The 17,453-nt window shown below is 38.3% G+C and carries 22 protein-coding genes; 11 read left to right on the top strand and 11 right to left on the bottom strand.

Annotated features, from left to right (window positions below; genetic code table 11):
- The first annotated feature begins 16 nt into the window (after positions 1 to 16).
- The 3 genes from HNP76_RS14545 (at position 17) to HNP76_RS09625 (ending at position 1,227) form a co-directional block, all read left to right on the top strand.
- Entirely contained in the window at positions 17 to 124 is a 108-nt protein-coding gene (locus tag HNP76_RS14545) for a DUF7834 domain-containing protein (protein ID WP_442806529.1), read from the top strand.
- Between the two features lie 321 nt (positions 125 to 445).
- Positions 446 to 730, top strand: a complete 285-nt coding sequence (locus HNP76_RS09630; protein ID WP_184659930.1) for a hypothetical protein — start codon at positions 446 to 448, stop codon at positions 728 to 730.
- A 20-nt stretch (positions 731 to 750) separates the two neighbouring features.
- Complete coding sequence (locus HNP76_RS09625) at positions 751 to 1,227, top strand: hypothetical protein (protein WP_184659928.1); 477 nt, start codon at positions 751 to 753, stop codon at positions 1,225 to 1,227.
- Positions 1,228 to 1,244: 17 nt separating this feature from the next.
- Here HNP76_RS09625 and HNP76_RS09620 read toward each other — a convergent pair whose 3' ends face one another.
- From HNP76_RS09620 to HNP76_RS09595, 6 genes are all read right to left on the bottom strand, one after another.
- Positions 1,245 to 2,312 (bottom strand): helix-turn-helix transcriptional regulator, encoded by a 1,068-nt coding sequence (locus tag HNP76_RS09620; protein WP_184659926.1) that lies wholly within the window; start codon positions 2,310 to 2,312, stop codon positions 1,245 to 1,247.
- Positions 2,313 to 2,474: 162 nt separating this feature from the next.
- Positions 2,475 to 3,449 (bottom strand): translation initiation factor 2, encoded by a 975-nt coding sequence (locus HNP76_RS09615; RefSeq protein ID WP_184659924.1) that lies wholly within the window; start codon positions 3,447 to 3,449, stop codon positions 2,475 to 2,477.
- On the bottom strand, positions 3,446 to 3,883 hold the full coding sequence (locus tag HNP76_RS09610) for a DUF4869 domain-containing protein (protein WP_184659922.1): 438 nt from the start codon (positions 3,881 to 3,883) through the stop codon (positions 3,446 to 3,448). Before HNP76_RS09610 ends, HNP76_RS09615 begins: the two co-directional genes overlap by 4 nt.
- Before the next feature lie 21 nt (positions 3,884 to 3,904).
- Positions 3,905 to 4,354 (bottom strand): DUF262 domain-containing protein, encoded by a 450-nt coding sequence (locus HNP76_RS09605; RefSeq protein ID WP_184659920.1) that lies wholly within the window; start codon positions 4,352 to 4,354, stop codon positions 3,905 to 3,907.
- Positions 4,355 to 4,458: 104 nt separating this feature from the next.
- Complete coding sequence (locus HNP76_RS14250; RefSeq protein ID WP_206173286.1) at positions 4,459 to 6,624, bottom strand: AAA family ATPase; 2,166 nt, start codon at positions 6,622 to 6,624, stop codon at positions 4,459 to 4,461.
- Positions 6,625 to 6,694: 70 nt separating this feature from the next.
- Positions 6,695 to 7,630 (bottom strand): hypothetical protein, encoded by a 936-nt coding sequence (locus tag HNP76_RS09595; RefSeq protein ID WP_184659918.1) that lies wholly within the window; start codon positions 7,628 to 7,630, stop codon positions 6,695 to 6,697.
- A gap of 304 nt (positions 7,631 to 7,934) precedes the next feature.
- On the opposite strand from HNP76_RS09595, the gene HNP76_RS09590 reads away from it, so the two are divergent.
- Complete coding sequence (locus tag HNP76_RS09590) at positions 7,935 to 8,135, top strand: DUF3791 domain-containing protein (RefSeq protein ID WP_184659916.1); 201 nt, start codon at positions 7,935 to 7,937, stop codon at positions 8,133 to 8,135.
- An 11-nt stretch (positions 8,136 to 8,146) separates the two neighbouring features.
- On the opposite strand, the gene HNP76_RS09585 is transcribed toward HNP76_RS09590, so the two are convergent.
- Complete coding sequence (locus HNP76_RS09585) at positions 8,147 to 9,079, bottom strand: hypothetical protein (protein ID WP_184659914.1); 933 nt, start codon at positions 9,077 to 9,079, stop codon at positions 8,147 to 8,149.
- A 120-nt stretch (positions 9,080 to 9,199) separates the two neighbouring features.
- Here HNP76_RS09585 and HNP76_RS09580 point away from each other — a divergent pair, with 120 nt between their 5' ends.
- On the top strand, positions 9,200 to 9,487 hold the full coding sequence (locus tag HNP76_RS09580; protein ID WP_184659912.1) for a hypothetical protein: 288 nt from the start codon (positions 9,200 to 9,202) through the stop codon (positions 9,485 to 9,487).
- A gap of 2 nt (positions 9,488 to 9,489) precedes the next feature.
- On the opposite strand, the gene HNP76_RS09575 is transcribed toward HNP76_RS09580, so the two are convergent.
- Positions 9,490 to 10,050, bottom strand: coding sequence for a hypothetical protein (locus HNP76_RS09575; RefSeq protein ID WP_184659910.1), 561 nt, complete (start codon positions 10,048 to 10,050; stop codon positions 9,490 to 9,492).
- A 396-nt stretch (positions 10,051 to 10,446) separates the two neighbouring features.
- Here HNP76_RS09575 and HNP76_RS09570 point away from each other — a divergent pair, with 396 nt between their 5' ends.
- The 3 genes from HNP76_RS09570 to HNP76_RS09560 are packed head-to-tail and all read left to right on the top strand — an operon-like array spanning position 10,447 to position 12,226.
- Positions 10,447 to 11,601 carry a FliG C-terminal domain-containing protein gene (locus tag HNP76_RS09570; protein ID WP_184659908.1) on the top strand — a complete coding sequence of 385 codons (1,155 nt, stop codon included), beginning with the start codon at positions 10,447 to 10,449 and terminating at the stop codon, positions 11,599 to 11,601.
- A gap of 34 nt (positions 11,602 to 11,635) precedes the next feature.
- The gene (locus HNP76_RS09565) at positions 11,636 to 11,842 is read left to right on the top strand and encodes a hypothetical protein (RefSeq protein WP_184659906.1); all 207 of its coding nucleotides are present in this window, start codon (positions 11,636 to 11,638) and stop codon (positions 11,840 to 11,842) included.
- A gap of 21 nt (positions 11,843 to 11,863) precedes the next feature.
- Positions 11,864 to 12,226: a hypothetical protein gene (locus HNP76_RS09560; protein ID WP_184659904.1), complete on the top strand. Its 363-nt coding sequence runs from the start codon at positions 11,864 to 11,866 to the stop codon at positions 12,224 to 12,226.
- On the opposite strand, the gene HNP76_RS09555 is transcribed toward HNP76_RS09560, so the two are convergent.
- The 3 genes from HNP76_RS09555 to HNP76_RS09545 form a co-directional block, all read right to left on the bottom strand.
- A complete protein-coding gene (locus HNP76_RS09555; RefSeq protein WP_184659902.1) occupies positions 12,219 to 12,464 on the bottom strand; it encodes a helix-turn-helix domain-containing protein in 246 nt (81 codons plus the stop codon). The two genes, HNP76_RS09560 and HNP76_RS09555, sit on opposite strands and share 8 nt — an antisense overlap.
- A gap of 127 nt (positions 12,465 to 12,591) precedes the next feature.
- Positions 12,592 to 14,241 carry an N-6 DNA methylase gene (locus HNP76_RS09550; protein ID WP_184659900.1) on the bottom strand — a complete coding sequence of 550 codons (1,650 nt, stop codon included), beginning with the start codon at positions 14,239 to 14,241 and terminating at the stop codon, positions 12,592 to 12,594.
- A 257-nt stretch (positions 14,242 to 14,498) separates the two neighbouring features.
- Positions 14,499 to 15,428: a Y-family DNA polymerase gene (locus HNP76_RS09545; protein WP_184659898.1), complete on the bottom strand. Its 930-nt coding sequence runs from the start codon at positions 15,426 to 15,428 to the stop codon at positions 14,499 to 14,501.
- A 253-nt stretch (positions 15,429 to 15,681) separates the two neighbouring features.
- Here HNP76_RS09545 and HNP76_RS09540 point away from each other — a divergent pair, with 253 nt between their 5' ends.
- The 3 genes from HNP76_RS09540 to HNP76_RS09530 are packed head-to-tail and all read left to right on the top strand — an operon-like array spanning position 15,682 to position 17,256.
- The gene (locus tag HNP76_RS09540) at positions 15,682 to 16,314 is read left to right on the top strand and encodes a S24 family peptidase (RefSeq protein ID WP_184659896.1); all 633 of its coding nucleotides are present in this window, start codon (positions 15,682 to 15,684) and stop codon (positions 16,312 to 16,314) included.
- A 14-nt stretch (positions 16,315 to 16,328) separates the two neighbouring features.
- On the top strand, positions 16,329 to 17,003 hold the full coding sequence (locus HNP76_RS09535; protein ID WP_184659894.1) for an alpha/beta hydrolase: 675 nt from the start codon (positions 16,329 to 16,331) through the stop codon (positions 17,001 to 17,003).
- A gap of 1 nt (position 17,004) precedes the next feature.
- Positions 17,005 to 17,256: a DUF1653 domain-containing protein gene (locus tag HNP76_RS09530; protein ID WP_184659893.1), complete on the top strand. Its 252-nt coding sequence runs from the start codon at positions 17,005 to 17,007 to the stop codon at positions 17,254 to 17,256.
- Positions 17,257 to 17,453 lie beyond the last annotated feature (197 nt).

Here is a 17,453-nt window from a genome sequence, read left to right as displayed (position 1 = left end):
AATCGGACAATTTCAATTGACACAACCTTTAGTTTCTGGTCGTAGATTCTTTCTTTATACGCTTCATTACTTTAAATTATATAATAAAGTAAAGGCTCTCATTAATTCTAAATATTCAGCATAAGATTTACTTATGTATGGAACCGGAAACAGTTATGTAAGGAAACTTTTTATAAATGTAGTTTTATTTTTCATGGAATGAAAACTTTTCTGCAGCAAAACAACAAATAGCTGAATATGGAAAAATTCCTCGCTTAATTAACGGTAAAACAAATACTATATATACAAAGTCAAAATGCTCATCTTAATCTCACTAAATGATATTCTCCCATGTTACACTGTATCACGGTTAAAGGGGAATAAAATGCTTCAGAGAAATTTCAATACATTTTATTGGCCAAAAACAATCTCATTCTGTCAGACAAAAGACGAAATAATTAGCCGCATGAAAGATTCTGATTTTTTCGTTATTGATAAGAAAGGAAACCGGCGAATGATTGGGATGAAATATGAGGGTAAAACAATGGATTCCCCGAAAGTCACTTTTGTCGCGATGCGTCAGGAATTGCCTTTCGCGAAACAAATAGCATTTTCTTTAGGTAAAGAGGTCATTTACGATGATTGCGCATGCCGGGCACTTTTCGACTATTTCAGAGGCGAGTATATTGCAGGAAGAGATTTTCGTATTTGTGCTGAATTGTACTCTAAGGTCTGGTATTGGAGAGATTGATAAATAGGGGAGAAATGCTTATGGGATCATATTTTGGAACAACCGGAATGTGGTACAAAAATGGTACATTCTATGAATTAAAAACCACACATGTTGAATTCTTTCTGCAAAATCCTGAGAAATTGGGATTCACGCAGGAAGAAAAAGAAAGACTATGCATTGAGCACGGTTTTCCGGCTGATGCCAAAACATGTTCCGAACAGTCTCCGCAGAGGACTGATTTTCTTCTTGAAGTAATGAAACGCGGAGCTGTCAGGATTCGTTTTTACGGCGAAAAGACTTCGGTTCAATGCTATGACAAGGATAATTCCCACTGTTTCGAAGAACTTAAAAACTGTGTCATAGACGGTCTCGGAAAATGCTTCGGAGAATCAATTACCGTCATGGACACTAGAGGCTGGGGCGACAATATCAACAGTTATGGCTTTGGAACACAGATTAAAGATTTTATAGCTTTCTCTAATCACAAAGCGAATTGGAATTATATTCCTGAATAATCAGTTTTGGAAGAAACCTAAAGATATTCCGCCATGTGTCGGACTTTTTCTTTCCATGATTGTACGAAATCTTCCGGTTCAAGAGGAATTATGTCTGCACCGTAAGAAAAGAAATCCCGCATGATTGCATGGGGCTGATTGCTTGAAAAGGAAACGAGAATGGCTCCTTCTTTGTGAGGAAGTTCACCGGTGTAGGCTTCAATTTTCTGGTCTTCTGAGAATGGCGCGTGTGAAAAATACAATGCCGAGCCCTGGAAAATGAATTTATAAGTTTCCGGCTCTTTTAATGTATCTACCAGAGCGCCAAAACGGCCTACAGTGTATTTGCTCAGCTGCCATTCTTTTTCTGAGGGAAGCGTAAAATGATTTTTGGTAAGGCGGATGTTTTTCATCTTCGGAATGACTATTGTGCGCCTTTCTTTTTTGTCCGGATTGTCCTTTGTCGTCATGTTTCCGGTTAGATACCACTGCTCGCGGTCAAAAATCAGCTGCCAGGGTTCGATGATTCTTCCGAAAGATTTTTTGTTTGTGGAAACGGTCTCATAGTCGAATTCAAGTGCAAGATTTTCTTTGAGAGCCTTTAAGATTATGTCCCAGTCCTGTTCATCAACAAAGTCAACGTCCCTTCGTGCCATGATGATTCGAGTTTCAAACCACGGCTTTTCCTCAAGATGTGAATTTTTGAAATTCATCTGGTTCACATCAACGACTTCAGATTTTACAGGAGATTCAAAAGTCTCGCAGATATTCAAGAGCGGACGGTAAAGCGGAGTGTTTTGGAACATCTCGAAAAGTTTCTGCACCATTGAATAGGCGGGCATTTCCTCTTCGGGGACGAAAACGGAAGCCAGTTTGTAAAGGCGGCTTGTGTAGTGATAGCCCCCGTTTTCCCGTGAAAACTCAAGGGGCGCACGGTAACTGTCACGAAGATGGCGTAAATCCCTGTTCAGAGTGGCGGAAGAAACTTCAAGCCGCTTGCAAAGTTCTTCTATATTATAATACTTTTCTTCCTGAAAAAGCGCGTCCAGCTGAAAGAGCCGGAAAATCTCTTTCCCTGACTGACGGGTGTCGTCCTGATTCTTCATGAGGAAAGTATAACATGAGAATTTGGAATTTGCTATTGTTTTGATAGAGTATCTTCAGCATCTTCAAAGACAACAATCTCCCCGCTCGCTTCCAGTCTGCGTACGGTCTTTTCCATAAGTTTGCCCCCTTTAATCTTGAGGTAAGTGTAGCAGGGGAGAATATCATTTAGTGAGAATGGAAGAAATTTCTTTCATAGCTGGCGAATTTAATATTTTTGTCTTTACTGTATCTGACAAATAATTTGAATTCAGTTTTTTCTTTGCGTATTTTAAATGCGTTGCTGAAGATTTTTCAATCAGAACAGAGGTGAAAAACTGTTCCCAGCTGAAAAAATTCTTGCTTTCGATAAAATCAGACGGATTTCCTAAGATTTTTGCAATTTCAGAATCCTTAAAAAGTTCTGCCTGTAAAATAAGGTATTCAAAAGATTCTGGCAAAAACAAAATGCAGTTTTTCTTCCGTTGAACAAGCTGCATGACCATATTTATTTGGGAGCCAAAAGCCGCTCCATCTGCAATCACCAGAACCGTATCTGATGTTTCATTTAGTTTTTGGAAAATATTTGATTTTCCGCCTGCTGACTCACACTCAATTTTTCCTCGTGATACTTCCGAAAAGAATTCAAAACCCGCGTTCGAGTCTTCTGTTAAAATCTTTTGAACATTTTTTGCAGAATAATCATTCGGAACTGAGTAAATATGATAAAACTCGTGATAAACCTGCTTTAGTCCTGCGTATTTCCCCGAGGTATGAATTCCGTAGATTTCTTCCACGCTATACGGAAGATTTTCAAGTCCCTCGCGGGTTACGAGTACATAATAATTGTTTGAACCTTTTATCTGCCTTGCGAAATCAGTAGAAGCGATAAAGCGGTTCCCCTCATCAACAAAGACAATACATTCATCATACAGGGAAAGGGTTTTTTCCCAGTCATTACCTTCAAGAACGACACATTTTTTTTCGCAGGAAAGATTTATACCGCTATCGGCTCCGTTCTGCTGAAATTCACGGATTAAATCAATTAGCGTTGTTTTTCCAGTCGCGCTGTTTCCCTGAATAATCGTGATGTTTCGGCGAATCGTGAATTCATATTTTACACGGTTATTTTGGACTGAAAGTGTGAATGAACCTTTCATAAACAGCCCCCGACTTCGGAAAGCAGTTCCGTCATTGAATGCACGATTTTGTCTTTGTTCAGGATTTTAATTTCAAATTCACCGTCACCAAAGTCCATTACATGCCTGAGATTCACAGTTACATCTTTTTTTGCCGCAATCTTCAAGAGCCACGAAGCACAATTATCGCCGCAATTTGATGCATTGAAGATTTTGTCGCTGATATGGTCAATCAGAATCAAAGTCTTCACACCGCCGGAAAGCGATGTCGGAGGAATTATACCGAGAACAGGACTCTCAATTGCTCCCTCAGAAATGACTTTGGAATTGTCGATGTCAAGAATCATTTGCTTTGTCTGCTCTTCCAAAAGCCATTCACCTTCATAGACATTCTTGAAAAAGACTGAGGTATTGTAAATTGTGTTTTCGTATTCACCGAAGATTATGTTTAGCATGAAGAAACCTCTAAGTGTGGCTTATAGCTTTTCTTTTATTGCATTTCGTATCAAATCTTTACGTTTTTCAATAAACTCTTTAAAATTAGTGATTGCTAGTCCGCAATCAGGAATATAATTCCTCTGCATGTACAATTTTCTGTCAGATTCATTTGGATAAGTCTCCATTATCCATTCATCAAGAATAGCCGTTATTGATTTTTCCCCAATAAGATTTGCCTTTTCATTATGGCGATTATTTTTTTCATGAAAGTTCCGAATGAATTCGTAAAACTGAAATTTAGGAATATTGTTTTCATTTACTTCCCAAAAGAGGAAAGAACTTATTGGATAACCACGCATTATTGAATCAAACAATAACTCTATCTTCTCTGTTGTCCAGACAAATTCTCGCTGGATGGCTGGTAAAAAATAGTCTTTATTTATTTTCTCTACAGCAGTCCTTATTGAAATCGGTTGTGCAAAACCCATAGTTGGCCTCCTAAATTCTACCTGATGCTATTATAAAATTCATTTTACAATTATGACAAGATAGATTTTTTTTATTCTCGCAATTCGTTTTATGCCCTTTTTCCTTACGCACAGAATCCCATATGGCGCTCTTCGACTTTTTCCAGTCGTTCAGTTTCGCATAGTTCGACAAGTTCTTCGTATGACGGCATTTTTCCCTTTATGATTTCGTTCATCTCACATTTTCGCACTATGTTGTCGATTTCACCGCCTGAAAAATCATATTTCCCGGCAAGTTTTTCTGCGTCTTCTTCGGATAAAGCCTTCATTTTGCTTTTCCAGATCTTCGTTCTGGCTTCAAGGCTCGGCTTCTCGTACTTCACTTTGAAAAGAAAGCGGCGCTCGAAAGCCTTGTCCATGTTCTCACACAGGTTTGTCGTTGCAATCATGATTCCCTCAAGCTTTTCCATTTCTTCAAGGAGGATGTTCTGCATGGCATTTTCAGTCTGGGCGACACTCCCGCTTGAGACATCACGGCGTTTTGAAATGAGGGCATCGGCCTCGTTAAAGAGCAGAATCGGAGTATTCTCGCGATGTCTCCTGCAGCTTTTGCAGAGCATTCTGTAATCCGTGAAAATCTTCTTGATTTTCTTTTCGCTTTCGCCGAACCACATTGATTTTGAGTCGGCAATATCAACATGTAAGATTTTTCGCTTGGTCTGGCGGGCAAGCTGGTATGCGGTTTCTGTCTTTCCTGTTCCCGGCGCACCGTACAAGATTACGGCTATTCCTTTTGGAAGTCCTTTTTCTTCAAGACGGCTTTGCATTGCTTCAAGATTTTTCTGAACCAGACTTTCAGAGAGCATGTCTATCTGCTTTTGAACCGGCTCAGAATAGAAGAGATGCTTTTCATTGATTTTTCTGCTGTCAATCACATTCTTTGCGCTGCCTGTTTTCATGTAGATATCAGCATTCTTGCCGTAAAGGAGTTCGACTGTCTTATCGGAAACCGTGACTCGTGAGTTTTCAATGACTTCATTCTTTTCGATTTCAATGAAATTCTTTTTAACAAGAGGGTGTGTTTCATCAAGCAGCGAGCGCATTTCTGTGAAATATTGTTCACTGTGGCCATACAAATCATTGAGAGTTGAAGCAATTGAAGATTTTCCGCCCAAAAGAAAATCTTTCGTACAGTCATAAAGGAAAAACCGGTTGTCTTCATCATGAACGGCTTTCGTTATCCTTTTGAAAAACGGAAGATTCTGATGCTTCTGCTCAATTTTTCTGAGATTACTTCTTTTTTTATATTTAGAAATATCCTCATCCTCATACACATAGCCGAATTCATGAAGAGCATTCAATGTTTTATCTGTCTCATTTAGAAGCATGTCTTCCTTAATGTAAAGTTCCGCCTCGCTTCCGAAAATCTGTCTTATTCCGTCGGCAGTAAGTTTAAGCGTGATTTTTAGTCTAGGTTTTCCTCTGAAATATTCATCACTTGTCTCATAAATCAGCTCTGACAGTTTGTTTTTAATTAAAATATCTGAATCTTCAAACAGACTTGCACGACGCACATATTTTTTTTGAGGATTGATTATTCGAAGAATTGCGTAGTCGAGCCGATTTCTCCTGTCGTCATCATTATCTGGATCATTTTCGCTGATCACGGTGTCAAAACAAAGACTGTAAAGAATCGAACGGCTGTCAAAATCATCTGGAAAAAGCTTATTGATATTTTTTAAGAATTCTTTTTCAGCGTATTTCCGCTCAAGATTGCAAATCTGTCGCTTAAATTCAGTAAAACTCATTTTTCGTTCACAAAAACCTTGCTGAACATCATGCAGTTCACTCAAAACGCTTTCAGTTGTCTCCTCGTTTTCCTCAAAAAAGACAATCGGCTCGCCGTCAATAACATTGTTCATAACCGTTCCGGTGATTTTGTACCCGTTATTTTCAGGATGATGACTGATATTGCGGAGGTCGTCCATGTAAATCAGATTTTTCTTTTCAAGCACATCGATTTCTTTTCGAAATTCAAGGATATGCAGAAACGAATAATCCAAAAATCCCGCGATGGCATGTAAATTCACCGAGGTCTGCCGCTGATTCTGCAGAACAAAAATAACAACAAAAAAGATTGCGGCAAGTTCATCACAATCAAGATATGAAGCGATATCCTGAATCTCCGGGCGGACTTCATCCATCACGGACTTATCAAGTTTTGAGGCTTCAAGTTTTTCTGAAACCGCGATAATCGTAGATAAAATAGATGAATTTTCGTGTAAAGTCATAATTTTCTCCATGTTTATAAGCTAAGTGTACAATGGGAAGATATCATTTAGTGATAGTTAAGTAAGAAACTCACAGTTCCTTTTTCCAGTTCTCATAGTACTTATTTCTGAAGCCATCTTCCACTTCCCAGGGTTGTGGGTGATGATACATTCGGGCCCTGTAAAGCCAGCGTTCCCGGCCGGTGTGATTTGTGCCATTTCTTGTGTAGACTTTTATTTCGGACATTTTCATTTCCGGGTGTCTGTACGGATATCTTTTGAAGAAATTTTCAGAAAGCTTAGCGATTGAAAGCGGAAACTCGTTTTTGAGATTCTTTGACATCAGAAAATCATCAAGTTCTTTCTGGCGTTCTTCGTCGGAAAGTTTTTCCTGATAAGCCCGATAGCTGTAGACATTATGAAAATGTCCGGCCATTTCTTCTGAATCTTCTTTTGTGATATTCGGAAGAAAATAGATGCACTTTGTATGGTCGCTCTTTCCTGGAATCTTCTCAAAATCAAAATGACCGTGGCGGAGTTCATCTTCAAATTTTTCCTGCTCTTTGGTGTAAAAATCATCACTGTCGGGAACATAAATCTTCCAGGCGTAAAGAACTGGGGTGTCGCAATTTTCCCATAAGCTCTCAAGGTATTCTATAATAATCGTTCTTGCATCTTCATTTATAACAGTTATATCATCTGCGATTGATTTGCAAATATGATAATACTCCAAAGTTTCTTTCTTTGTGATTGCAAACTTTGCTTTTGCTGCCTCAAAGAAAACTGACTGATTGGAAATGATTTCTCCGGCTTCCTTAAAACTTGCGTACAGCCCTTTTTTCTCAAAATCATTTCTCAACCATTCTTCACTGTATTTCTTCGGACACATTGCCATAATGTGCAGACCGTAGCGCAAGGTAATATTGCCCACCTTGTATTTTGCCGTAAAATCATGCGACCACCAGGTTACTTCAAGTTTTACTCCATCTTTTTCTGTTGTGAATGTTTTCCATGGGATATTGCTCATAACTGGCCTCCTGTTTCGTCGGTAGATTTATTTTATTTTACGTTCTGAGTGTGTCATTTAGTGATAGTGGGGAGATTTTTCAGGAAAGTATTTTGATAAATCCGTTGCACTCGAAATCAGCAACAAATACGGTTACAGCATTATGGAAGCCCTTAGAAAATTTCTATTTTCAAAAACTTACCAGATGCTTTGCAATCCTGAACTTGAAATGTGGGAATTCAGCCCTCTGGGGATTTTTGATATGTGGGAATCCGAGCAAATCACAGGAAATCCACGGAATTCCCTCTATATAAGGAGAGATTAAATGTCAAAAGAAATTGAATTTTTCACCTTTCTCCTTGAACAGTACGCTGCCTACAAAAATACTACCGCCGATAAAATCTTAAAGCAACTCGATGACTTAAAACTTACGGATTATGTCATAAGCATGTATGAGATGTACCATTCGGAAGCCATCGAAAATGCTTTTGCAGATTTAGACAGACTGATTGCGGAAAAAGAATAAAAAAATTCCGATTATTGAGGTCTTGCTATCTCAAGGCTTGTCAGCTCATAAGAAGTATCATGAAAATTGTTTTCGACAGATTCATCTCCTGCTTGAAGATTCGCGTTCAATTCATCCATAGTTTCTTTATGAAGTTTTACTGCTTCTTCAAAACTCATGTTGTTCATATCAACAAATAACTTCCCAGACGGAATCTTTTCTGAGTCCTGATAAATATTGCAGGTATAAGCGATGCGGTATGTCGACTTTTGTTGTTCAGAACTGTTCTTAAAGTTCAAGGCAGCAAACAAATCTCCCGAATCAAGAACGATATAGTCCAGGCTGTGAAGAATCAGGATTTCTTTGTTTTTTATGACAAAGATTTTCAGAACATCAAGCTGCTCGTCGGTGAGATTGCATTTTTCGCGTTTTTCCAAGAGGCGCGGCTTGTCACTGATTGTTAAGCAAATGTATTTCCCGTCGCCTGGATTTTTAAAACGAATCACATTTTCATAAGCTACTTTGCCGTCTTCTGTAAGATATGGTTCTCTCGACCAGAAAGTTGCGCAGCCGCAGGAAACAGAGCAGGGAAGGGGAAATCCGGGCAGGCTTTTGGGAAGTATAGTCGTGGAAAAGAAACCAAAATATTCATAATGATACAGGTCTTCCATGACTTCATACATCTGCTCCAAAAGCGTTTTGAACTCAACGGCAAGTTTTGAGGTTTTGTCAGCAAAGCTCTCCCACTTCATCAGACTGATTTTGATTTCAAAGTAACAGTCGATAATAAGGATGCTGGTAAATTTGTTGATGATTGCAAAGGAATCAAACAGTTTCTTAAGCGATTTTACCTCTTCCATCAGCGATTCGTCTGGTTTATGGCTCAAAATGTCGTCCGCTAGAGAAGAAAGTCTTTTGATGAAGATATTCGCTTTTTTGTCGTATTCGTCATCTTTGTATTTCATGTTCCTGTCTCCGTAACTTTCAAGATACACAGATGATAGCAGACAGAAATATCATTTAGTGATAACAAAATTTTTTTTTCAATCTCACTAAATGATATTTTCCCCAGGTAAACTTCTTTCATGGAAATTGAACCAATATCTTCTGTCGGAAGTGATTTCTATGTTTCCCAGATATATCTGCAAAAATCACTTCGTAGAAAAAAAAGAAAAGATTCTTCTATTATAGTACGTCCGTTTCCTGAATTGCTTGCAGAGGCAATCGAGAAGTGCAGGGCTGAGGAAGAATTTGAAGCATACATACATTCTGCTCCAAAAATAGAATCAATGGAAAACTTCATTTCAGAGCAGATAGAACTGTGCCGAACTCAATTTTTGCGGTTGAACTGTCTGCTTTGTAAGAGAGATTAAAATTATAATAAAATTTCTTTTATAGGAAGTCTATTTAATAATTCATTCAGAATATCTTTGTTTTTCTTTTTTAATTGATTGTATTCTTCTTTAGTTATTTTTATTAGAGAAATGTTTGCCATATTATAGATTTTTATTAAATCATGTGGCTCAAAGTTTTCCGGTTTTTGATGTGTTTTTGCCTGCTTGTTTTCTTCCGACGTTACGAAGCATAATTTACAGAATTTCTCTTTATATAATGAGAACACTTTATTTCCATTGATTTCTTTTTCTTTTAATAATTCTCTAGCTGATATTTTTCGTGGAAATAAGTGTTCTTCACTTATTTTAGGTTTCCCGTCTTTAAAAGTCTTTAAGCAATTTATAGATATATATCCGGTGAAAGAATTTTCTAATTCTGGTAGATACCATAAAGCTGCACCAATAGTCGTTTCAATAAATGCTTTTTGATTATCTGTAGCATTTTTATATTTATCTTTTACACCTAAGACTAATTCTGCCAAAGCTTCACAGCGCTCTAAAGCCTTTTGCTCCTGATTTTCTTTTTTTGATTGATTATTCATATTTTTCCCTTAATCTCCTGCTGCCAAAATCAAGCATATAAACATCACCACGTGTCATTCTTTACACTCTCCCATACAGTTGCAAGGCTTGATTCTCTAAGTTTTTGTAAAGATTCTTCTTCAGAATACTCATTACTTAAAATAGAAGTTTTTTTTATTAATATTATTTGCTACAAAATTGAGCAAATGAATTTGTTCTGCTAAAGAGAATGTTCTAACCTGTTCTTCTACATATGCAAGGGCATCAGACATATCAAACCTTCAAATCAATTATATCATACTTAATCAGATTTTAACATAAATTTAGACTCCATTTTTTTCTCTGCAATCTCACTAAATGATATTCTCCCATGCTACACTTTCCATAATATACTGAAACAGAAAGGAGGCAGATTTATGGATTTTGATATTTTTTTGAGTCTTAGTGCACGGTCGGTTCAGAAAGTTCTGCGCAATATTGACAGTGAAACGGTTGAGCTTGCGCTGCAGAATACAGACGGAATAATGAAAGGAAAGTTTTTCGGAGTTATGTCCAGCCGCGCCGCCCAGTTAATGCAGGATCAGATGAGTAAGCTGGAAGCAGTTGATGAAAAAGCGATTGAATCTGCCCGTCAGAAGATGCTTCAGGAACTACACGCTTTAATTGAAAACGGTGAGATTACCGAAATGGACACCAACGATTATGAAGACAATATCAACAGTAATGGCGATATAAAACAGTTTAGCGATTCTTCGGAGAAAACAATGCTTACATTTGAAAACATTCCCTCATTCAGATTTTTGACCCGCGCCCAGAAACACCGTATTTTCAGGATTCCGCCGCTTTTGTGTATTCTTGCAAGAAAATCCCGCAGGGAAGGAATTCTTGCGCTTGAAGAAGGTATTGATGATTTGGTCGGTGAAGTTGATAAGCGTGACGAATGGTTTTTGATGAATTTTATGCGGATGGTTTTGGATTTCACAGAGGAGGATAAGGCTGACTTGTCTGTGACTTTTAAAAACCTTGTAACAGCAAGTGGCGGTTCAAAACTTTCCATCCTCTGCCACCAGATGATTGCAGCAGGTTGTACTGGCATTTTGGAAGGCTGTCACGAAAAGACGATTTTATATCACCTTGCAAGTTTTCTCGGAAATAAATGGCAGGATGAATTTTTTACAAGTCCTGAAATGCATTACATTCTCACACAAATAAACTGCCCGCACAGCATTATCATAAACGATGGAAATGATTTTCTTTATCCAGAAGCTGATGCAGATTGCAGCAGTCATCCGCTTGCTTTGATTTTTGAATATTCAGACAGTGCCATTCAAAAAATTTTGCGCGAAGTCAGTACGGAAGATCTTTGTCTTGCCTTTAAAGATGCACGCGCAAAAATAAGGAATGCATTTCTCAAGAATATGTCTGAACGAGCTAGATATTTTTTAAAAATGAAATTAGATGATGAGACTGAACCGTATAACAGACAGAAAATTCTGGAAGCGCAGCAAAGGCTGGGACATGTAATCAAAAGGCTTGAAGATGCCGGGGAGATTAAAAGGAAGCATGAATAAAACAATCAATGCACAGTGATAGAATGTTTGGGAAATGAAAAATCAGCCCGATACATCACTGACGATGCAAAGGAACCTGAATACATTGAAAGCCCTCGCACGTGAACTGAAGCTGCCGGTTGTTATGGTAACGGACTTCTCGAGAAATCCCGACGGAATATCAGATACTGAACTAAAGGCCGAAATAGGATCCATACCGGATATTATTTTATATGGTGGCGCCAGCAAAAATTCCAGATAGAAACAACATGGAAAAATCATTATGACAAAGAAAACGGAAAAACAGAAACATCTTCGCCTTATGAAATATGAGACAGGCTTACCTGTGAATATTGTGAATGTTCAGTATTATGTTACGGCTGAATTCGGGCTGATGCAGTACATAGAAGTCCAGTGTAATACGAATGATGAATTGAATGAAGAACAGCCCGAATGGATTTTTTTCAGCGAAGAAGCAGAAGTTTTATCGGTCGATATTTTTGGAGGGACGTCAGATCTTCCAGATGATGTTTTGAATGTTATGAAAGAATATGTGAAAAAATCATACAAAGATAAAAATTCTTTGTTATATAAATATTTTGAACAACGCAGGCGGGAAGGGGAAAAAGTTCAGCCCCTCAATTAAAGAATTCCCGCCAGTTTTTGCCTAACGCTTCTGCCAAAGCACAGATTCCCCGTATTGATAGATGTTCGCCTGCTTTGAGCCGGTTAATTGTGGCAATCGAAAGATTTGTACGGTAACAAAGTTCCTGTGCTGTTAATCCTGATTCGGCAACACATCGTTTTACATTTGCAGAAACTACATCTTGTAAATCAAATTCCATGAACTCTGAATAAGTGTTTCTAACCGCTTTCATTTCCATAACATCCTCCTTAAACTGCCGGGGTAGGGCAGTATTTTTCTGAAGAGACGACGACTCTCCCAGCCCTGCCGTATGCCAGTGCAAAAAACATTGAGAGAAAAATCGACGTTTTTTTGATTTTTACAGATTAAAAGAGAGAAGCTAAAACTTCACCTTTTTCCCTTGCCAGAGCTGCGAGCCGTTGTCTTAAAATCTCGCTCTCATCCTCTATTTTCTGATACCTTTGAACCAGCTCTTTCTGAAGTTCAAGAGGGGGTAGTGGAATCTGAAGTTTGTTCAGAAAATCTACACTGATTGCCCTGAGTGGTCCGCCTCCACCAAACGCATTGAAAAGTTGTGTGGCCTGAGATGTTTCCAAAAGCATTTTGAAATACAGAGGCAGGATTTTCTCTTTGTTCAGACGGATTATGTAGATATTGCTCGCAGGAATAATTTTTCGTCCTTCGAGTTTATCAACACAAGCAGCTTTGAGCGTTTCGGTCATAGCCATTACAAGAAGGATATCGTTGTTTTTTAGTGTGATTGCCTCAAGTTTTGCCTCAAGTTTTTTAAGAGGTTTTAATCCGCTGACCAGACGATTATCTTTTATATCTTTTGCAAATGCGTAATAAATTCCCGTGTCCTCGTCACTCCCGAGTTCTTCAAGTTCAGAAGCCTTTATCTGAGCTCCGCGCATGATTTTTGTCTCTACAAGATCTGAAAGTTTTTCATATTGCTCAACACCGCTCAAGATGATTTTTTCTTCGAGAAAATATGTTCGCGAGGCAAGATTATAGTCTTTCTCTTTGATTGCCTCATTTTTGATGACGCGTGATTTTTTACTCTCTTCGGTCAGCATTTTATAAATTGACTTTGCAGATTCAACAGTCAGCGTACTTGTTCCTCGTCTTGTGTTTTCATAAAAGTCAGATGCATCGACAATTCTAGATTTATCATTACCCTTTGACAAAACTAGCAGAACAGTATTTATACTGGTGTATGGCTGCAAAACTCCGGAAGGAAGTTCTATAACAGATTCAACAAATCCACCTTCAATAAGATTCTTTCTTTCTTCTTTAAAACCAAGCCCCTCATTGACCAAAAAACCCTGTGTCAGAAAAACAACTGCGCGACCATTGTCCGAAAGAAGCTTCAAAATCTTTTCGACAAAAGAAATTGTCATATTAGAAGCAAGTTCCGGGAAAGCAAGAATCTTGTCATATTTTTTTGTTTCATCGAGGGTAAGGACATCTCCAAGTTTAATCTCCGGTGCCACACTTTCAAGATATGAGAGCATATTTCCGTAAAGCCAGGTTTTTCTGCTGATTTCAATTCCCACAAGATTTTTGCATGGATAATTTTTTGCGACATGAATAAGGAAAGAAGCGAATCCTGCCCCAAGATCAATCACTGAATCATCTTTTTTAATATCAAGAATGTTTGCACACAAATCGTTGAGGGAAGAAGGAATTGTGAGAACAAAATCCTTATGTCCGAATTTGTTATTTTCAGTTTCGATTGTATCAATTATGTAAGACTTTATGTCTTCTGCAGAGACTTTTTCGAATGTTGAAAGGCTGCTGTTTTTCCATTTGGCTCCTTCATTTTTGATGAATTCCTTTATTGCGGCAGGAATGCCGTTCCCTAAAAGAGCTTCTGTAACGGTAACTGAAGAGGCAAGTTTGTTTTTCTTGGCCGCAAAAGCTGCAAAAGAAATGATGAGGTTTGCAATTGTTCCTTCTGTTAAAGAAAAATTTTGTAAAGCACGTTCAACATAAAAATGCTTTGTATATGACATATAATTCCTCCGTAAAGGTAAGTGCCTGAATTGTCAAAATTGGATATATTACGTTATTCAAGCACTTCTTGAATTATAATATACAAGCAAGCGATGTAGTTGTCAAGTAAATTTTGTATGAATTGAGTTATACAAGAAAAAAAATAAGTTTTGCCAATTACATAACTTCAATTGACAGCGATAGATTGAAAATTATTTTTGTGGGAGGGCAGCCTTAGCCGCCATCACTATGTCCGGCGTGTAGCTGGTCATCCTTGTCAGCTCAATATAATTGCTCCGTTGGAATACTGTTCGTCAGGATTTTCTGCGTAGTAATTGCAGGTAGAAATATAAATGGAAACAGCCCCGCATTCACTTTTCTGTGAACGAAGTCGTTCTACAGCAAGTTCCGTGTACTGAACCAGAGCACATTCCAGCGTCTTCATGTCATAAACCTTTTTGGAGAACTGGCGGCTGGATGTTATCACATCCTTCTTCTCACGGATAACTTTATCAATGCAGGAAATCCCGTTCAGCTCCTGGACCGTCGCAAATCCTTGAATCGTGAGAAGTTTTTTGGCATCGAATAAGGGCATATCCTTTAACTGCAATGCGTTTTTGATACCATGTGAAAGAAGCGTACGGGCTCGGGCAGGGCCGATTCCCCAGATTGTGCCGCAGTCAGTTTGAGCCAAAAATTCATCTACCTTCGATGGCTCATAGACGAAAACTCCGCCGTGTTCCTTGGCCTTTTTGTTATAGAGTTTTGCAAGAGTTTTTGTTGGAGTTGCTCCCACACAGATGGGCATTCCGATTTCTTTATAAATCCGTTGCTTCAAGTCATGTCCTATTTCATACCAATCCTGAACAGAGAAATTGCATCGGTTGAAAAAAAGAAAAGATTCATCAATAGAATACTCTTCAATATCCGGAGCATATTCCATATATATAGAAGTAATTCGCCTTGAAATATCCGCGTATAGCGTGTAGTTACTGGAAAAGACAGTGATATTATTTGATTCACAGATATGCCTTACTTTGAAAAAGGGATCTCCGCGCTTAATACCTAAAGCCTTAGCTTCCTTGGTAAGGGCAATAATGATTCCGTCATTGTTCGATAAAACTGCAACAGGCTTTTCGCGTAAATCAGGTCGAAAAATCTGTTCACAGGAAGCATAAAAGCTATTGCTGTCACAATGAAGAATCATATTTCCTTTACCGTGTGAATGACATTTATTATTGCTCCCGTCACATGTACCTCTTTTTTAATGCCATTCAGCCGTCCGATAACGAATTCTCCGTTCAAATCTGTTGTCTTCATAGCCCTGGGCAGGACTTGGGAATCCTGTTATCATAATTTAGATATTACATTCGGAATAGTTTAAAGTCAATAAAAATAATCTTTCGGAATACTCTTTATATAATCTTTTTTGTGTGGTATACTTTTGGAAGAGGGTAGAAATGGAAGCTACGGACTTTTGGAACAGCATTAAAGCAAAACTGGCAGAGAAGGGGAAGACCCAGGAATGGCTCTGTAAGGAAACCGGCATGGATTTACAGTCTATGCGAAACAGAATCTATAAATCCCGTTTTCCGTCCATCGAAGAAGCCCTCAGAATCCTTTCTGTTTTTAGTACCACAGCTGAAGAATTCTTCGGTATTTCAAATGAAGGTCTTAAAACTACTATATCAGAAGATGTAATGCTGATTCCTGTTGTAGAGCAGGCCTTTTCTGCAGGTCACGGCCAGTTCGTGCCGGATTCAGATACCGTTACAGATTACATAGCAGTTCCTAAAGAATTAAGAAAATACGGTGATAAATTCGCAGCATCAAGAGTGAAGGGGGACTCCATGGAGCCAACCCTGTTCAGCGGAGATATTATCATCTGTGATATGAACGGCTATGATGGTGAAGACGGTATATATACGATTATCTACAAAGGAAAAGGATTCGTAAAACGACTGCAGCGCACAAGTGAAGGCGTAAAAATCATTTCTGACAACAAGCACTATGATCCAATGTACGAATCATCCGAAACAGAAGATTTCCGTGTAATCGGCAAAGTACGTTCTGTAATTCATAATATTGAATAGTTGGTTCACAGAATATGGAATCGATTGAAACCGAAGGCAAAAACATATCAATTTTTGGCTCTGAAAATATAGGTTCTCCACTTGTAATACTGAATACTTACGGCAATGAAGGTGAATCCGTATGGAATGAATGCCGAAATCTTAACTGTACGCCATTTACACTTGCTGCAATCGGTAATCTGGACTGGAATAACGATATGTCTCCATGGGAAAATCCTGCTCTATACAAGAATGACAATGCATTTTCCGGTGGCGCTGATGTTTATCTTTCACTTCTTTCATACAATATTATTCCTGCTATATGCAGTTCTATAGGCACAAAACCTTCGTATATTGCACTTTCCGGCTATTCTCTTGCAGGTCTCTTTGCCCTATATTCAGCTTATAAAACTGATATTTTTGCTAAAATTGCCAGCGCTTCCGGTTCCCTATGGTTTCCAGGCTTTGCAGAATACGCTGAATCCCACGATTTTATTCAAAAACCGGACTGCATTTACCTTTCTCTTGGAGATACTGAAGCAAAAGCCAAAAATAAGGTATTATGTACCGTACAGGACAATACAGAACACCTCTTTGAACTTTATAAAGCGAAGAATATCCCGGTTACTTTTGAATTAAACAAAGGAAACCACTTTACAGATGCCACAGGTCGTATGGCACGTGGAATTAAATGGATTTTGGAGCATTAAAATGGATGAAGAAAAACGCGAAGTAAAGATTCATGGAATCTACCGCCACTTTAAGAATAAATACTACATCGTAGAAGATGTTGCATATCACTCTGAAACTAAAGAAGAATACGTTGTATATCGCCGTCTCTATGATGATAATTCACTCTGGATTCGTGAGAAATCTATGTTTTTGAGCCCTGTAGATAAAAATAAGTACCCATCTGTACTTCAGAAATGGCGTTTTGAATTGGTAGATGAAGTCGGAAAGTAAAAAAGGGTGTTCTACTGAGCGAATTTTGAAGAATTCACGGATCTACAGGTAGACAGAATCCTTATTATAATTAGTAATATGTATACCTTGTATTTAGTATTTTGGTCTGACCCCCATTTACGTTACGCTTTTTAAGGGATGAACCCCATATAAGGTTACACCTTATAAAGTACTGAACCCAATTATAGGTTACAAAT

It is taken from the genome of Treponema ruminis, from assembly GCF_014201975.1.
Classification (GTDB): Bacteria; Spirochaetota; Spirochaetia; order Treponematales; family Treponemataceae; genus Treponema_D; species Treponema_D ruminis.
The sequence above is the reverse complement of the archived record's forward strand: the minus strand, read 5'-3'. Positions and strand labels throughout refer to the sequence as shown.

What these genes read in the sequence shown, in the direction of transcription:
- HNP76_RS09545 (WP_184659898.1), bottom strand. Translation starts at nt 15,428, where the DNA reads ATGATTCTTCATTGTGACAGCAATAGCTTTTATGCTTCCTGTGAACAG.
- HNP76_RS09535 (WP_184659894.1), top strand. Translation starts at nt 16,329, where the DNA reads ATGGAATCGATTGAAACCGAAGGCAAAAACATATCAATTTTTGGCTCT.
- HNP76_RS09630 (WP_184659930.1), top strand. Translation starts at nt 446, where the DNA reads ATGAAAGATTCTGATTTTTTCGTTATTGATAAGAAAGGAAACCGGCGA.
- HNP76_RS09580 (WP_184659912.1), top strand. Translation starts at nt 9,200, where the DNA reads ATGGAAATTGAACCAATATCTTCTGTCGGAAGTGATTTCTATGTTTCC.
- HNP76_RS09590 (WP_184659916.1), top strand. Translation starts at nt 7,935, where the DNA reads ATGTCAAAAGAAATTGAATTTTTCACCTTTCTCCTTGAACAGTACGCT.
- HNP76_RS09625 (WP_184659928.1), top strand. Translation starts at nt 751, where the DNA reads ATGGGATCATATTTTGGAACAACCGGAATGTGGTACAAAAATGGTACA.
- HNP76_RS09555 (WP_184659902.1), bottom strand. Translation starts at nt 12,464, where the DNA reads ATGGAAATGAAAGCGGTTAGAAACACTTATTCAGAGTTCATGGAATTT.
- HNP76_RS09570 (WP_184659908.1), top strand. Translation starts at nt 10,447, where the DNA reads ATGGATTTTGATATTTTTTTGAGTCTTAGTGCACGGTCGGTTCAGAAA.
- HNP76_RS14250 (WP_206173286.1), bottom strand. Translation starts at nt 6,624, where the DNA reads ATGACTTTACACGAAAATTCATCTATTTTATCTACGATTATCGCGGTT.
- HNP76_RS09575 (WP_184659910.1), bottom strand. Translation starts at nt 10,050, where the DNA reads ATGAATAATCAATCAAAAAAAGAAAATCAGGAGCAAAAGGCTTTAGAG.
- HNP76_RS09585 (WP_184659914.1), bottom strand. Translation starts at nt 9,079, where the DNA reads ATGAAATACAAAGATGACGAATACGACAAAAAAGCGAATATCTTCATC.
- HNP76_RS09605 (WP_184659920.1), bottom strand. Translation starts at nt 4,354, where the DNA reads ATGGGTTTTGCACAACCGATTTCAATAAGGACTGCTGTAGAGAAAATA.
- HNP76_RS09610 (WP_184659922.1), bottom strand. Translation starts at nt 3,883, where the DNA reads ATGCTAAACATAATCTTCGGTGAATACGAAAACACAATTTACAATACC.
- HNP76_RS09565 (WP_184659906.1), top strand. Translation starts at nt 11,636, where the DNA reads ATGAAAAATCAGCCCGATACATCACTGACGATGCAAAGGAACCTGAAT.
- HNP76_RS09615 (WP_184659924.1), bottom strand. Translation starts at nt 3,449, where the DNA reads ATGAAAGGTTCATTCACACTTTCAGTCCAAAATAACCGTGTAAAATAT.
- HNP76_RS09530 (WP_184659893.1), top strand. Translation starts at nt 17,005, where the DNA reads ATGGATGAAGAAAAACGCGAAGTAAAGATTCATGGAATCTACCGCCAC.
- HNP76_RS09550 (WP_184659900.1), bottom strand. Translation starts at nt 14,241, where the DNA reads ATGTCATATACAAAGCATTTTTATGTTGAACGTGCTTTACAAAATTTT.
- HNP76_RS09620 (WP_184659926.1), bottom strand. Translation starts at nt 2,312, where the DNA reads ATGAAGAATCAGGACGACACCCGTCAGTCAGGGAAAGAGATTTTCCGG.
- HNP76_RS09560 (WP_184659904.1), top strand. Translation starts at nt 11,864, where the DNA reads ATGACAAAGAAAACGGAAAAACAGAAACATCTTCGCCTTATGAAATAT.
- HNP76_RS09540 (WP_184659896.1), top strand. Translation starts at nt 15,682, where the DNA reads ATGGAAGCTACGGACTTTTGGAACAGCATTAAAGCAAAACTGGCAGAG.
- HNP76_RS09595 (WP_184659918.1), bottom strand. Translation starts at nt 7,630, where the DNA reads ATGAGCAATATCCCATGGAAAACATTCACAACAGAAAAAGATGGAGTA.